15 protein-coding genes are annotated in these 13,840 nt (G+C 60.7%); 6 read left to right on the plus strand and 9 right to left on the minus strand.

The annotated features are described in order from the left end of the window. Positions 1-3: 3 nt before the first annotated feature. A complete protein-coding gene (locus ACI77D_RS16150; RefSeq protein ID WP_064453586.1) occupies positions 4-489 on the minus strand; it encodes a hypothetical protein in 486 nt (161 codons plus the stop codon). Positions 490-642: 153 nt separating this feature from the next. On the opposite strand from ACI77D_RS16150, the gene fnr reads away from it, so the two are divergent. Together fnr and ACI77D_RS16160 are read left to right on the plus strand one after the other, a co-directional pair. Continuing rightward, a complete protein-coding gene (gene fnr, locus ACI77D_RS16155; protein ID WP_064453587.1) occupies positions 643-1,377 on the plus strand; it encodes a fumarate/nitrate reduction transcriptional regulator Fnr in 735 nt (244 codons plus the stop codon). An 81-nt stretch (positions 1,378-1,458) separates the two neighbouring features. Further along, a complete protein-coding gene (locus ACI77D_RS16160; protein ID WP_064453588.1) occupies positions 1,459-2,007 on the plus strand; it encodes an adenine phosphoribosyltransferase in 549 nt (182 codons plus the stop codon). Positions 2,008-2,115: 108 nt separating this feature from the next. Here the strand turns inward: ACI77D_RS16160 and ACI77D_RS16165 are convergent, their stop codons facing one another. The 5 genes from ACI77D_RS16165 to dnaX form a co-directional block, all read right to left on the minus strand. Then, positions 2,116-3,264 carry an acyl-CoA dehydrogenase family protein gene (locus ACI77D_RS16165; RefSeq protein WP_407017029.1) on the minus strand — a complete coding sequence of 383 codons (1,149 nt, stop codon included), beginning with the start codon at positions 3,262-3,264 and terminating at the stop codon, positions 2,116-2,118. A 289-nt stretch (positions 3,265-3,553) separates the two neighbouring features. Continuing rightward, positions 3,554-4,156 (minus strand): recombination mediator RecR, encoded by a 603-nt coding sequence (gene recR, locus ACI77D_RS16170; RefSeq protein WP_064453590.1) that lies wholly within the window; start codon positions 4,154-4,156, stop codon positions 3,554-3,556. Positions 4,157-4,222: 66 nt separating this feature from the next. After that, on the minus strand, positions 4,223-5,257 hold the full coding sequence (locus ACI77D_RS16175) for an NADP-dependent oxidoreductase (RefSeq protein WP_064453591.1): 1,035 nt from the start codon (positions 5,255-5,257) through the stop codon (positions 4,223-4,225). Positions 5,258-5,437: 180 nt separating this feature from the next. Next, on the minus strand, positions 5,438-5,776 hold the full coding sequence (locus tag ACI77D_RS16180; protein ID WP_010563853.1) for a YbaB/EbfC family nucleoid-associated protein: 339 nt from the start codon (positions 5,774-5,776) through the stop codon (positions 5,438-5,440). 43 nt (positions 5,777-5,819) lie between these two features. Continuing rightward, positions 5,820-7,898: a DNA polymerase III subunit gamma/tau gene (dnaX, locus tag ACI77D_RS16185; protein ID WP_407017030.1), complete on the minus strand. Its 2,079-nt coding sequence runs from the start codon at positions 7,896-7,898 to the stop codon at positions 5,820-5,822. Positions 7,899-8,031: 133 nt separating this feature from the next. Here dnaX and ACI77D_RS16190 point away from each other — a divergent pair, with 133 nt between their 5' ends. Together ACI77D_RS16190 and ACI77D_RS16195 are read left to right on the plus strand one after the other, a co-directional pair. Further along, complete coding sequence (locus tag ACI77D_RS16190) at positions 8,032-8,799, plus strand: substrate-binding periplasmic protein (protein WP_407017031.1); 768 nt, start codon at positions 8,032-8,034, stop codon at positions 8,797-8,799. 54 nt (positions 8,800-8,853) lie between these two features. Next, positions 8,854-9,225 (plus strand): VOC family protein, encoded by a 372-nt coding sequence (locus tag ACI77D_RS16195; RefSeq protein ID WP_407017032.1) that lies wholly within the window; start codon positions 8,854-8,856, stop codon positions 9,223-9,225. Here the strand turns inward: ACI77D_RS16195 and ACI77D_RS16200 are convergent. Continuing rightward, positions 9,139-10,098, minus strand: a complete 960-nt coding sequence (locus tag ACI77D_RS16200; RefSeq protein ID WP_407017033.1) for a DMT family transporter — start codon at positions 10,096-10,098, stop codon at positions 9,139-9,141. The genes ACI77D_RS16195 and ACI77D_RS16200 overlap by 87 nt on opposite strands. A gap of 101 nt (positions 10,099-10,199) precedes the next feature. On the opposite strand from ACI77D_RS16200, the gene ACI77D_RS16205 reads away from it, so the two are divergent. Then, positions 10,200-11,063: a LysR family transcriptional regulator gene (locus tag ACI77D_RS16205; protein WP_221295393.1), complete on the plus strand. Its 864-nt coding sequence runs from the start codon at positions 10,200-10,202 to the stop codon at positions 11,061-11,063. A 61-nt stretch (positions 11,064-11,124) separates the two neighbouring features. Next, positions 11,125-12,027 carry a DUF2167 domain-containing protein gene (locus ACI77D_RS16210; protein ID WP_407017034.1) on the plus strand — a complete coding sequence of 301 codons (903 nt, stop codon included), beginning with the start codon at positions 11,125-11,127 and terminating at the stop codon, positions 12,025-12,027. 85 nt (positions 12,028-12,112) lie between these two features. Here ACI77D_RS16210 and ACI77D_RS16215 read toward each other — a convergent pair whose 3' ends face one another. After that, positions 12,113-12,703, minus strand: coding sequence for a hypothetical protein (locus ACI77D_RS16215; RefSeq protein WP_407017035.1), 591 nt, complete (start codon positions 12,701-12,703; stop codon positions 12,113-12,115). A 1-nt stretch (position 12,704) separates the two neighbouring features. Beyond that, positions 12,705-13,751 carry an N-acetylmuramidase family protein gene (locus ACI77D_RS16220; protein ID WP_407017036.1) on the minus strand — a complete coding sequence of 349 codons (1,047 nt, stop codon included), beginning with the start codon at positions 13,749-13,751 and terminating at the stop codon, positions 12,705-12,707. Positions 13,752-13,840 lie beyond the last annotated feature (89 nt).

Here is a 13,840-nt window from a genome sequence, read left to right on the forward strand (position 1 = left end):
CCGTTACTTCATCGCCAGGCTCATGGCTTCCAACTGAGCCGCTGGCGGCTCGCCCTTCATGGACTTGCCCAACTGTGTCTGGGCCGTGGTCAGGCCAGACTGCAATGTCATCACATCTCCCTGCAGTCTGGCTATCTTGGCCTGCCGCGCTTCCGGGCTCATGGAAGTGTCAGCCATGGCCGCGGACAGTTCGGCCATTTTCTCGGCAAGCTGCTTTTTCAGTTGGCGGATCATTTTCAACAGTTGCTTGACGCTGTCGCTCAAGCTGCTGTTGTCAATATCGCTGTTGGACGATTGCTCGGCCTTCGATGCGTCCATCCCCGCACCGGAAATGACGACCTTCACGCCTGCGGTGGCCGCAGGCTCAGCAGCCTTGGCTTCGGTTGGCGCCTTGGTGGTGGCGTCTTTATCCTTCGCCGCATCGGCGGACTTCCAAACCGATACCGCCGCCACGTTGATAGTCGGGTTTTGGATCGTACTGACTGACATGATCTGAGCTCCGGCTCATGGAGATATCTGCATGTATCGGCGCTGATACACAAACCTTTATACCGTTGCTGCTTTTTTGCACACGCTGGCCTCACTGCCCCCCAGTGCGTTACCCTTACGTCTTATGTGTGTTTTCCCACAAGGATTTAAGAAATGTCCGAGCCAGTCAAACTGCGCGCTCACAGCCAGACTCACTGCAAGGATTGCAGCCTGGCCCCGCTATGCCTGCCACTTTCATTGAATTTGGAAGACATGGAAGCGCTGGACGAAATCGTTAAACGCGGTCGCCCGCTGAAAAAAGGCGAGTTTCTGTTTCGCCAGGGTGACAAATTCGATTCCGTTTATGCAGTACGTTCGGGAGCGTTGAAGACGTTCAGCCTGAGCGACGGCGGCGAAGAGCAGATCACCGGTTTCCACCTGCCCAGCGAGCTGGTCGGGCTGTCCGGCATGGACACCGAAATTCATCCTGTGTCGGCCCAGGCGCTGGAGACGACATCAGTCTGCGAAATCCCCTTCGAGCGCCTGGATGAACTGGCTCTGCAATTGCCGCAACTGCGTCGCCAGTTGATGCGCGTGATGAGCCGCGAGATTCGTGACGATCAACAGATGATGTTGCTGCTGTCGAAAAAAACCGCCGACGAGCGCATCGCCACGTTCCTGGTCAACTTGTCGGCACGTTTCCGCGCCCGGGGGTTCTCGGCCAACCAGTTCCGCCTGAGCATGTCGCGCAATGAAATCGGCAATTACCTGGGCCTCGCGGTGGAAACCGTGTCCCGCGTGTTCACCCGTTTCCAGCAGAACGAATTGATTGCCGCCGAAGGCAAGGAAGTGCATATCCTCGACCCCATCCAGCTGTGTGCGCTGGCCGGTGGTTCGCTGGAAGGTTGATGCAGAGGCTTGCGGTTGCGCCAATCGGCGAGGCCGCAGGTATACTTCGAGTCCGTTTTCAGCCCTCAGGACTCTTCGACGATGACCTTCGATTCGTTCGACATCAAATCCCTGATTCGCCCCGTCATCGACTTCCCCAAGCCTGGGGTGATCTTTCGTGACATCACGCCCCTGTTCCAATCGCCCAGGGCCCTGCGGCTGGTGGCAGACAGCTTTGCCCACCGCTACGTCGAGGCCGACTTCACCCACATCGGCGCAATGGATGCACGCGGGTTTCTGATCGGTTCGATCATCGCCTACCAACTGAACAAACCGCTGATCCTGTTCCGCAAGCAGGGCAAGCTGCCGGCCGACGTGCTGGCCGAGGGTTACCAGACCGAATACGGCGAAGCCTTCCTCGAAGTGCACGCCGACAGCCTGTGTGAAGGCGACTCGGTGCTGATGTTCGATGACTTGATTGCCACCGGCGGTACCTTGATCGCTGCCGCCAATCTGGTGCGGCGCATGGGCGCAACCATCTTCGAAGCGGCAGCGATCATCGACCTGCCGGAGCTGGGTGGCTCGCAGCGCCTGGAAGACATGGGAATTCCGACGTTCTGCCTGACGCAGTTTGCGTTGACCGAACGTTAATCATTGCCTGAACCGGCCCCATCGCGGGCAAGCCCGGCTCCCACAGGTGATCGCATACCAATGTGGGAGTCGGGCTTGCCCGCGATGAGGCCTGTGAGCCCCCCCACCTTACAACCCCATCTGCTTGCTGATGATTTCATTCATCACTTCGCGGGTACCGCCGCCGATGGACAGGATGCGGTTGTCACGATATAGCCGCTCCACCAGGCTGCCGCGCATGTAACCTTGGCCGCCGAGGATCTGCACCGCGTCGTAGGTAACGCGATCGGCGGTGTCTGTGGCGAGGTTCTTGGCCATGGAGATCTCCTTGATCACACTCATGCCCGCAGCCATTTTCGCTGCCTGGCGATACGTGAATTCCCGCGACACCTCCACCGCCGTCGCCATCTCCGCCAGCCGATGTTTGAGCACCTGGAATTTACCAATGGGCTTGCCAAAGGCTTCGCGCTGGGCGGCCCACTTGAGGCTTTCCTCCAGCGCCAACTGCGCGGTCATATTGGCCATCAACGCCAGGGCCAGGCGCTCACTTTGGAAATTGCCCATGATGCAGGCAAAGCCCATGTTCTCGACGCCGATCAGGTTGCCCACAGGCACCTGGCAATCGTCGAAGAACAACTCAGCCGTGTCCGACGCCCACCAGCCCATTTTCTTCAACGGCTGACCGACCGTGAAACCGGGGGTGTCTTTTTCGATGAGCACTAAGCTGATACCGCCAAAGCCCGGCCCGCCGGTGCGGACGGCTACGGTGTAGAAGTCGGCACGGATGCCGCTGGTGATAAAGGTTTTGCTGCCGCTCACCCGGTAATGCTCGCCATCACGCACAGCACGGGTTTGCAGGTTGGCCACATCGGAGCCACCACCGGGCTCGGTAACGGCCAGGGCGATGATCTTCTCGCCGGCCAACACCTGCGGCGCGACACGTTCGCGCACCTCGGGCCGCGCCCATTTGACGACGGGCGGCAGGCCGATATCCAGCGAACCCAACCCCGCCACCACACCACCGGAACCACACCGCATCAACTCTTCGCTGGCGGCAACCTTGGCAAACAGATCACCTTCGTGACTGCCGCCCAGGCTCTCGGGGTAACCGATGCCGAGAATCCCCGCAGCGCCTGCCTTGAGGTACAGCTCAGGGGGGAAGCTTTCCGCCTCCTCCCATTGCTCGATGCCCGGCAACATCTCGCGCTCGACAAAACGGCGCACGCTGTCGCGGACCAATTGGTGGCTGGGGTCGAAGTAGTCCTGGTAGGCAGACATCGGCAAGCTCCACGGTGAGGTGGAACGAAATTACCAAGCGCTTGCTTGGTTATCAAGCTGTGCGGATTTCACAAAAACTGTGGAAGCTGGCTTGCCTGCGATAGCGGGGGGATTTTTGGTGACTGTGAGGGCGTCTTCGGGAGCAAGCCCCCTCCCACATTTTGATGGGTGAACCCAGTCAAATGTGGGAGCTGGCTTGCCTGCGATGGGGTGTCAGTCAGCAGATGTATTGACTGAACCAGCGCGTTCGCGAGCACGCCCGCTCCCACATGTTGAACTGTGATGGTCTTTAAAGGGCGATCGGTTTGCGACCTGCAAACGAATGCGCCAACGTGCCGCCATCGACCAACTCCAACTCACCACCCAGCGGCACACCATGGGCGATACGCGACGTCACAAGGCCTTTGTTGCTCAACAACTGGGCGATGTAATGCGCGGTCGCCTCACCTTCCACCGTCGGGTTGGTCGCCAGGATCACCTCGGTAAAGGTGCCCTGCTCTTCAATGCGCGCCACCAGTTGCGGAATGCCGATGGCTTCCGGCCCCAGCCCATCCAGCGGTGAGAGGTGCCCTTTAAGCACAAAGTAGCGCCCGCGATAGCCGGTCTGCTCGACCGCGTACACATCCATCGGCCCTTCCACCACGCACAGCAACGTGTCGTCGCGGCGCGGGTCGGCACATTGCGGGCAGAGGTCTTCTTCGGTAAGGGTGCGGCACTGGCGGCAGTGGCCCACACCGGTCATGGCCTGGCTCAAGGCCTGGGCCAACCGGGTGCCGCCACTGCGATCCCGCTCCAGCAGTTGCAGCGCCATGCGCTGGGCGGTTTTCTGGCCCACACCCGGCAAGGTGCGCAGGGCGTCGATCAGTTGGCGAATCAGAGGGCTGAAGCTCATGGGGCAATGGTCCGACAAAACAACGAGACGCGGTTTATACCCGCGCCCCGGATTAGCGTCAAATGGTCAATCCTGCGCGACGCGCACCACCAACTTGCCGAAGTTGCGCCCTTCAAGCAAACCAATAAAGGCTTCGGGCGCCTGCTCCAGGCCCTCGACCACGTCTTCGCGGAACTTGATCTTGCCATCACGCACCCACGGCGCCATGGCGCTGAGGAATTCAGGCTGGCGATCACCGTAGTCATCGAACACGATAAAGCCCTGGATGCGCACGCGCTTGGTCAGCAAGGTGCGTTGCAGCGCCGGCAGACGGTCAGGGCCACTCGGCGCTTCATGGGCGTTATAGCCGGCGATCAAGCCGCACAGGGGAACCCGCGCTTTGGGGTTGAGCAACGGCAACACGGCGTCGAACACCTTGCCGCCGACGTTTTCGAAGTAGATGTCCACACCGTTGGAGCAGGCCAGGGCCAGCTCATTGGCAAAATTGGCGCTCTTGTGATCGATGCACGCGTCAAAACCCAGCTCGTCCACCACGTAGCGACATTTGTCCGCGCCACCTGCGATGCCCACCACCCGCAAGCCCTTGAGCTTGGCCACCTGGCCCACCACCGAGCCGACGGCGCCGGACGCTGCGGCAACCACCAGGGTTTCCCCTTCCTTGGGCTGACCGATATCCATCAGGCCCATGTACGCGGTCATACCCGGCATGCCCAGCACACCCAGTGCCATCGACGGGCTCGCCAGGCCATTGGGCACCGGGATCAGATTTTGTCCATCGGAAACGCTGTGGCTCTGCCAGCCGGTGGAGCCAACTACCAGGTCACCCACTTCGAATTTCGGGTTACGCGATTGCTCGATACGGCTGACAGCGCCACCGGTCATAACCTCGTCGATTTCAACCGGAGCGGCGTAGGACGGTGCGTCACTCATGCGGCCACGCATATAGGGATCGAGGGACAGGTACAGCGTTTTCAATAGCACCTGGCCGTCCGCCAACTCGGGCAAGTTCACGCGTTCCAGGCGGAAATTTTCCGGGGTCGGTGCGCCTTGAGGGCGCGAGACCAGCACGACGCGCTGGTTCAAAATCGGTTCTTCAGACATCAGGGAACTCCTTTATCGAATTCATCGGTATAGGGTGCAGACCCTATATGCCGCGCCAGGGTTCATATTGAACGCAGTGCGTCCTCGCGGCATGACGTTACTGCCCAGCGGACGATGACGGCACACACAAAAATGCCAGGCTCGATGCCTGGCATTTTTATTAAAGCAAAAGCTCACCGATCAGAACGGCAGCTTCATGCCCGGCGGCAGTTGCATGCCGGCGGTCACGCCAGACATTTTGTCCTGGCTGTTGGCTTCGATCTTGCGCACGGCATCGTTGACGGCCGCCGCGAACAGCGCCTCAAGCATTTCCAGGTCATCTTCGCTGGCGCCTGGCAACACGCTTGGGTCAATGCTCACGCGCTTGATGTCGTGACGACCGGTCATCACCACGCTGACCATATCGCCACCGGCTTTACCGGTGACTTCGGCGTTGGCCAGTTCTTCCTGCATCTTGGCCATCTTTTCCTGCATCTGCTGCGCCTGCTTCATCAGGCCGGCCATGCCACCTTTCATCATGGGAATCACCTCAAAAGTACGTGGATCAATAAGTAGCCCGGTTTTATGACGCTTGGGGCACCGGGGCGTCGACAGGTTCAATAGTATCTTGACGCACGACCGCACCAAACTGTTGCATCATTTGCTGGATGAGCGGATCAGCCTGGATCGAGTTTTCCGCTTCTTGCTGACGGTTGATGCGTCGGCGTGTCGCGGCCTGGGCCGGGGTTTCCTGCTCGGGTTTGATCAACTCGATGGCGATGGTCAGCGTGCGCTCATGGTACTGGTTCAGCGCATCGTTGAGCCGGCGTTGCTGGGTCGCGTTGAACAGCGCGCTGTGGGCCGGGTCCAGGTGCAACAGCCAATGGTCGCCATCGATGGCGATCAAGGTGCAGTTGGCCGCGATGCTGCCGGTCATGCCGGAGATCGGCAATTTCGGGAACAGTTCCAGCCACTGTAACGCCAGGCCGGTGGCCGGGGCCGCAGCGGGTTCCGCCTCGGGCTCGGGCGCCGGGTCGGCGGTGTGCTCGCTGGCCAGGTCATCCAGGTAGCTGTAGGCCGAATCCATGTCCGGCTCGATGTAGTCTTCGTCCAGTGGCGGCTCGTCGTCGAGGTCGATGCCCGGCGTTGCAGCGTCGACTTGGGCGACAGTCGGCTCGGGCACCGGCGCAGACACCCACTCGGGCGCGGCCGGCACAACACTGTCCGGCGTCGGTGCAGGCATCGGCGTCAGCTCGGGCTGCTCGCCGGTGGTTTCCAGTACGGGCTCCACGGCAGGCTGTAGCTCGACTTCAGGCTCGGCGTCTACCGGATCATTCCAGGGCAGGTCGACCACCGGGGCCGGTTCGGGCTCAGGCTCAGGCTCGATCACAGGCGCAGGCTGCGACGCTGGCTCGGCCACGGACGCGGCAACCACTGGCGCAGGTGCCGGAGCAACCGGCGCAGGCGCAGCAACCACTGGCGCGGCCACCGCTGCGCCAGCCACTGGTTTGGCGGAATCAACTGTGGCCTGGCTGATCCCCACTGGCTTTAGCGGCTGTCTCGGTGCGTCTGCCATATCGGCGGGCCGGAAGGCCAGCATCCGCAGCAGGACCATTTCAAAGCCACCACGCGGGTCCGGTGCCAAGGGCAAGTCCCTACGGCCGATCAGGCCCATCTGGTAGTAAAACTGTACGTCTTCGGCCGGCAACGCCTGGGCCAGCGCCAATACGCGGTCGCGGTCGCCATGGCCGTTGTCGACACCTTCAGGCAAGGCCTGGGCGATGGCGACGCGGTGCAGCACATTGAGGATTTCCGAGAGCACACCGTTCCAGTCCGGCCCTTGCTCCGACAAGTGGCGCACGGCTTCGAGCAAAGCCTTGGCATCACCTTCGATCAGCGCGTGCAGCACGTCGAAGACCTGGCCGTGGTCGAGGGTGCCGAGCATGGCACGCACATCGGCGGCCATGACCTTGCCTTCACCAAAGGCGATGGCCTGGTCGGTGAGGCTCATGGCATCGCGCATCGAACCATCGGCAGCACGGCCAAGCAGCCACAGTGCGTCGTCTTCGAACGGTACGTTCTCGACGCCCAGCACGTGGGTCAGATGCTCGACCACTCGCTCGGGGGTCATGTTTTTCAGGGAGAACTGCAGGCACCGCGACAGAATCGTTGCAGGAAGTTTCTGCGGGTCGGTGGTGGCCAGAATGAATTTTACGTAGGGCGGCGGCTCTTCCAGGGTTTTCAACAGTGCGTTGAAGGAATGACTGGACAGCATGTGCACTTCGTCGATCAGGTAGACCTTGAAGCGGCCACGGCTCGGCGCGTACTGCACGTTGTCGAGCAACTCGCGGGTGTCTTCGACCTTGGTACGGCTCGCGGCGTCGATTTCGATCAGGTCGACAAAACGCCCTTCGTCGATTTCCCGGCACACCGAACACGTGCCGCAAGGCGTCGACGTAATACCGGTTTCACAGTTCAGGCATTTGGCGATGATGCGCGCAATGGTGGTCTTGCCCACCCCCCGCGTACCGGTGAACAGGTAGGCGTGGTGCAGCCGTTGGCTGTCCAAGGCATTGATCAGAGCCTTGAGCACATGGGTCTGGCCGACCATTTCGCGGAACGAGCGCGGACGCCATTTACGTGCAAGAACCTGATAACTCATCGAAAACCGTCGCAACTGGGAAGCGGAAGCCGGTAATGCTAGCGGAGCAAGGGGGAAATTGCATCCGGCACGCTCGCCTAATCTGACTAAGCTTGCGTGACTGGCCCCACGAAGGCCTCAACCCGGAGAGTATATGCGCGTAATCCTGGGCGCTTTATGGATGATTTCCCTCACCTGCCTCGCGGCACCCGCGCCGTTGCGCTTCTCGATTTCCGACAGTTGGGCGATGCCCATGGCCGAAGTCGAAAACAACCGGCCCACCCAGGGCATTCTGTATGACTTGATGTTGAGCCTGGCCACTCAGGTCGGGCGCCCGGCCGAGTTCCACGTACTGGCCCGTGCCCGCATCGCCGGTGCCATGGCGCACGGCGACATTGACGTGCGCTGCTATGTCGCCCAGGACTGGGTCGATAACCTGTCCGGCGACTACACCTGGAGCGTGCCCCTGATGGTGCAACGCAATGTGATGGAGAGCAGTCCTGCAGCGCCGCAACCGGTGCACGTGAGTGAGCTGGCACCCCAGTCGATCGGCACGGTGCTTAACTACCGCTACGCCGTCCTCGACCCGCTGTTCGCCAGCGGCCAACTGACCCGTGACGATTCCCGCAGCGAGGCGCTCGTGCTGCAAAAGTTGGTCGCCGGGCGCTTTAAATACGCCGTCATCAATGAATGGGCCCTCGACCGCTTCAATCTCAACCTGCCTGCGAGCCAGCAGTTGCACAAGGGCGCAGTGATCGACGAGCAAAGCCTGGGCTGCATCGTGCGCAATGATCCGAACGTGCCGGTGCAGCGGATCTTGCGCACGCTGCTGCGGATGAAAATGTCGGGGGAGATCGATGACATCATCAAGCTGTACACCGGCGAAAATGCGCAACCGCTGCCGACTCCTGACAAGAACTGACAGGGCCCTCCCCTAGACTGGCCTCACTCAACCGCCCGTTCTCAAGGAGCCTGCATGAACACCGTCGCCCATTACTTCCTGCTGTACGTAGACAGCCCGGCCACCAGCGCCAACTTCTATAGCCGCCTGCTGGACAAGCCCCCGGTGGAGCTGAACCCGACGTTTGCCCTGTTCATCCTCGACAACGGTGTGAAGCTGGGGTTGTGGTCGCGGCACACCGTCGAGCCGGCGGCCCAGATCACCGGCGGCGGTGGCGAGGTGGGCTTTTCCCTGCCCGACCATGCCGCTGTCGACGCCCTGCACGCTCAGTGGGTAGCGCGCGGCGCGACGATCATCCAGTCACCGGCCACCCTGGACTTCGGTTACACCTTTGTCGCCCAGGACCTTGATGGCCACCGGCTGCGCGCGTTCAGCCTGAGCGACTGATCGCCAGCGGCCCTCCAGGCTGATGGCAGCGACGCTGGCCAACACAATCACGCCGCCCAGCACTACCTGCACGGCAATGTGTTCGCCCAGCAACGTCGCGGCCATCACCATGGCGACCGGCGGAATCAGGTACATCGCCACCGAGGCACGGCTGACCTCGATGTGTTTCAACACATAACCCCACGCCAGATACGCCAGGGCACTGGGAAAAATACCCAACACCAGCACCGCCAGGTTTTCCGGCAACGGCGCCTGCCCGACGGCATTGGCCAAGCCCGGCAGGTTCACGCAAAGCATCAGCGTGCCCGCCCACACCATGTAGCACGCCATGGTCAGCGGGCTATAGCGGTGGGCATAGTGTTTCTGGATGGCGAAGTACACGCTCCACGAGACAGCCGCCAATAGAATCAGCAAACCGCGCGGGTCGATGCCCCCTAGGCCATGATCGCCCCAGATCACCACCAGCACGCCGATCAACCCCAATAGCACGCAGCCCCAACGCCAGGCACTGACCCGCTCCTTCAAGCCAAAAAACGCGAGCAGCACACTGAACAGCGGCGCCGACTGCGCGAGCACACTGGATGCCGCCGCCGTCACCCATTGCTGCCCATAATTGAGGCAGGTGTGGTGCAGGAACACCCCGAAAAACCCCAACACCAGCAGCCACGGCAGATCCTGCAAACGCGGGCGGGCAATGCCCACCACCAAGGCCACACCCGCCATGAATATCGACGCGATCAAGAACCGCAGCAGCGCCAACTGACCAGGGCTATAGCTGTGCAGGCCCATGTGCACGCCAATCGGCGAGTAAGCCCAACAGAGGATGACGCCGGCGATGACTAGCGTAAGCTTTAAGGATGACGGGGTATTCATCGACGGCGCCCAGAACTGAGAAGGAATGCCGTCAGTCTTGGCCTGGGCAAGGCGTAGGACAATTAACCGTTTCTGACTTCTGAAATCACTGGAACTGAGCAATGGAACTGGCCCAACTGAAAATGGTGCGAGCCGTGGCGCAAACCGGCAGCGTGGCCCAGGCCGCTCTGCAATTGCACTGCGTACCCTCCAACATCACCACACGTATCAAGCAGTTGGAAGGCGAGTTGGGCACGCCGCTGTTTATTCGTGCGGGCCGTGGGCTGGCGATCAGTGCCGCCGGTGAAATTTTCCTGGACTACTGCGAGCGCATCCTGGCGCTGGTGGACGAGTCCAAACGCGCGGTCGATGCCAACGCCATTCCGCGCGGCACCTTGCGCATCGGCGCGGTAGAGTCCAGCGCCAGCGGCCGGCTGCCGCCATTGCTGGCGGAATACCATCGCCGCTACCCGGACGTCACACTTGAGCTGGTCACCGGCGCCTGGGCGCAACTGCTGGACGACCTGCAACACCATCGTCTCGACGTGGCGTTGGTCGCCTCCGGCGGTAAACGCGCCAAGCTCGAACGCAGCGTGGTCTACAGCGAGCGCCTGGTGCTGATTGCCAGCGCGTCCAGCGCGCCGATCAACAGCGCCGAAGACCTCGCGGGCCGCACGCTGCTGGTGTGGCCACCCGGCTGCCCGTATCGCGCCGCGCTGGAAAACTGGATCAAACCCCATGATTTCAAGCCAAGCATCGCCAGCTATGCCAGCTGGGGCACGATCATCGGCTGTGTCAGCGCAGGCATTGGCGTGGCCCTGGCACCGGAAGGCATCCTGGCCCGCTATGAGCAGGCGAACCAGCTGACGTCCTACCGGTTCGAGGCGTTGCAGGCCGTGGACAACCTGCTGTTCTGGCACACAGACACCCAACGGCACCTGGCGCGGGATGCGTTTGCCGAGCTGCTGCGGGAGGCTTTCGGCTAACCCAGGCGAGCCCGTTTAAGCTATTCTCCGGCGAAATTAATTCAAAATGTAAGGGACTACCATGAATTACTTCCGCCTATTGCTCGCGGCGGCCGCCCTGAGCCTGCCTGCCGCACTCGCGTTTGCCGCCCCCACGCCTGCGCCCGTTGAAGCCAACGCACCGGCCGAAACCGCCGAGCATTTTCTCGCTTCACTCAAGCAGAAGACCGGCACGGTTACACTGCCCAGTGGCATTGCAACCCTCAAGCTTAACGACGAGTTCTACTACCTTGACCCCGCCGACACCGAGCGCCTGCTGACCGATGGCTGGGGCAACCCGCCAGGCTTCAAGACCCTGGGCATGATCGTGCCAAAAGCGGTGAGCCCACTGTCGGAGCGCGGCTGGGGCGTCATCGTCAGCTACAAGGCAGACGGCCACGTATCCGACGAAGACGCCGCAAAAATCGACTACGCCGAACTGCTCAAACAAATGCAGGAAGATGACGACGCGGATAACAAAGAGCGCCAGAAACAAGGCTACGCCGGCCTGCACTTGTTGGGCTGGGCCGAGCCGCCGCGCTACGACGACACCACCCACAAAATGTACTGGGCCCGCGAACTGAAAGCCGACGACGCCCAGCAGACCACCCTCAACTACAGCATCCGCGTATTGGGTCGTGAAGGGGTTCTGGAGCTCAATGCCGTCGCCGCCATGGCCGACCTGCCGACCATCAAGCAGGAAATGCCCAAAGTCCTCGCCTTTACCAACTTCACCGACGGCAACCTGTACACCGATTTCAACCCGAAGACCGACAAGCTTGCGACTTACGGCCTCGCGGCGTTGGTTGCCGGCGGGATCGCCGCCAAGGCCGGGCTGTTCGCCAAAATCGGCATATTCCTGCTGGCGGCGAAGAAGTTCCTGGTAATCGGTGTTGTGGCGCTGCTCGCATTGATCCGCAAGCTGTTCAACCGCAACAAGACCTGAACCGCGCACATAAAAACGCCGCGGTGTGCCTGGCACACTGCGGCGTTTTTATGTGTGGGATAACTCAGGCTATCCGTGGCATTGCTCAGCCTTTGGGCGCAGACACACGGCGGTATTGATCCTGGCTGATCCAGCCAGTGAACGAGCGGCCCTTGGCATTGGTGAACTCAACCTTGGCCGAACCCTCCTTGTAGGCCAACACACCGACCACATCATTCTTGACGATATACGGGCGCTTGGCAGCGTCGGCGCCTGGGGTTTTCAGCAGGTAAGCCTTGTCGGCAGACACCGTCACGAGGCCGATCCATTTTTTGTTGGCTGTTTGGGTCAACTCCAGGCCCGTCGCGATTTCCGGCATCAGCACGCTGATACAACCAGGATGCTGACGCCCCTGCTCCACCGTCAGGGTGACGCCGTCGGATGAGGCCACCACACTGCCTGGGTAAGCATCGTCGAGCCAGGTGGTAAGCGCCTCTGGCTTGCCTTGCAGGTAGAACGTGCAACTGCGGGTCACACCCTCGCCGAGTGCTTCCGAATAATAGCCTTCGACCTGATGCTCGGGCGTGACCGCGAGCATCAGCCCTTCGTACGTGCCCGAGTGCAGTTCAGTAGCGCCTGCCCATACAGGCAAGGCAGCGCACAACGACAACACGGCGATTGCTGAAAAACGGCTCATCTTATTTTTTCCCTTCCAGTGCGTCGTAGGCTTTTTTAATCAGCACATCATAGTTGCCATAATCATCGCCGTTATAGCCTCGCGCCATGCCAACATAATCCTTGTTTTTCATGGCCTTCATCATTGAAGGGCTTTGGCTGCAAAAGGACACGAAGGCTTTCAACTGGTTACCGGCATTAATCTTTAAGGCCGCGACGAACTCAAATACTGTCTTGTAGCCGCACGATCCAAAGTTGAACCCCATCACCTGGAACATGCCCCAGGAGGCCGACATCAACGCCGCCTCCTGATCCAGGGCAAATGCGGTCGCCATGGTTTCCCACGCCTTGACCTGATCCTTGTTATTGACCTGCCACTGCGGCCCGGCCTTTCTCACATAGGGGTACGACAGCAATGGGTGCGCCTGGTCGTAGATCTTCTTGGTGTACTTGCGAAAATGATGCCCTTCAAACGCGATCACCGGCAATTTGGCCGGCCCGAAACCGGAGCGCCCACTGGACTCCACGGTGGCGAACGCCCTGATGATGTTCACCGAAATACCGTTGCCCAGCTGTGTGGCTGCGTTCTGAAAGTCGGTATCGGTGAGCGTCATGCCGCCATCGCAGGTGGACTGCAGCATTAATTGCCGATTACGCCGCTCGGCCTCGACCATCGCGCGCATGCGGTCCAGGTACACATTGACCGTGGCTTGCACCGCATCGCCACTGTTATTGCCGAAGACGTTGAGGAAGCTCGGAATACGCATCGTCGGATACGCCTTCACCGGCACCTTCACCGCTTCTTCGATCAAGCTATTGAAGGTCCGACCGGTGGGGTCGATCACGCCATCGGGGTGCGCGTACTTGAGATGACGGAACTGATACTGACTGATGCACTGCACCAATTGGCCGTCGCACTTGCCATTTTCAGCCAGCGTAAAACCCATCTTGGGAATGATCAAATTGAATAAATACTGGATGCACTGAACATCGGCGGGCAAGTTACGCGCTTTACCGGGCGCACCGACCGAAGCACTGATGAGACGGGGCAACCCTTGCAGGCTTTTCATCACAGACATCCTTGTTAGTTAATGAAGTGATGGCACTTCAACATCAAACCAGCACACTTTTCAAACCCTGAAACGAGCGGCTGGCGGAA

Origin of the sequence: Pseudomonas sp. O39, from assembly GCF_045447295.1 — a bacterium.
In the GTDB taxonomy this organism is placed as follows: domain Bacteria; phylum Pseudomonadota; class Gammaproteobacteria; order Pseudomonadales; family Pseudomonadaceae; genus Aquipseudomonas; species Aquipseudomonas antarctica_A.

Excerpts from the sequence above, each read along its gene's own strand:
- ACI77D_RS16180 (WP_010563853.1), bottom strand. The coding sequence starts at position 5,776 with ATGATGAAAGGTGGCATGGCCGGCCTGATGAAGCAGGCGCAGCAGATG.
- ACI77D_RS16200 (WP_407017033.1), bottom strand. The coding sequence starts at position 10,098 with ATGAATACCCCGTCATCCTTAAAGCTTACGCTAGTCATCGCCGGCGTC.
- ACI77D_RS16175 (WP_064453591.1), bottom strand. The coding sequence starts at position 5,257 with ATGTCTGAAGAACCGATTTTGAACCAGCGCGTCGTGCTGGTCTCGCGC.
- recR (WP_064453590.1), bottom strand. The coding sequence starts at position 4,156 with ATGAGCTTCAGCCCTCTGATTCGCCAACTGATCGACGCCCTGCGCACC.
- ACI77D_RS16195 (WP_407017032.1), top strand. The coding sequence starts at position 8,854 with ATGAACACCGTCGCCCATTACTTCCTGCTGTACGTAGACAGCCCGGCC.
- dnaX (WP_407017030.1), bottom strand. The coding sequence starts at position 7,898 with ATGAGTTATCAGGTTCTTGCACGTAAATGGCGTCCGCGCTCGTTCCGC.
- ACI77D_RS16215 (WP_407017035.1), bottom strand. The coding sequence starts at position 12,703 with ATGAGCCGTTTTTCAGCAATCGCCGTGTTGTCGTTGTGCGCTGCCTTG.
- ACI77D_RS16220 (WP_407017036.1), bottom strand. The coding sequence starts at position 13,751 with ATGAAAAGCCTGCAAGGGTTGCCCCGTCTCATCAGTGCTTCGGTCGGT.
- ACI77D_RS16165 (WP_407017029.1), bottom strand. The coding sequence starts at position 3,264 with ATGTCTGCCTACCAGGACTACTTCGACCCCAGCCACCAATTGGTCCGC.
- ACI77D_RS16205 (WP_221295393.1), top strand. The coding sequence starts at position 10,200 with ATGGAACTGGCCCAACTGAAAATGGTGCGAGCCGTGGCGCAAACCGGC.
- ACI77D_RS16160 (WP_064453588.1), top strand. The coding sequence starts at position 1,459 with ATGACCTTCGATTCGTTCGACATCAAATCCCTGATTCGCCCCGTCATC.
- ACI77D_RS16210 (WP_407017034.1), top strand. The coding sequence starts at position 11,125 with ATGAATTACTTCCGCCTATTGCTCGCGGCGGCCGCCCTGAGCCTGCCT.
- fnr (WP_064453587.1), top strand. The coding sequence starts at position 643 with ATGTCCGAGCCAGTCAAACTGCGCGCTCACAGCCAGACTCACTGCAAG.
- ACI77D_RS16150 (WP_064453586.1), bottom strand. The coding sequence starts at position 489 with ATGTCAGTCAGTACGATCCAAAACCCGACTATCAACGTGGCGGCGGTA.
- ACI77D_RS16190 (WP_407017031.1), top strand. The coding sequence starts at position 8,032 with ATGCGCGTAATCCTGGGCGCTTTATGGATGATTTCCCTCACCTGCCTC.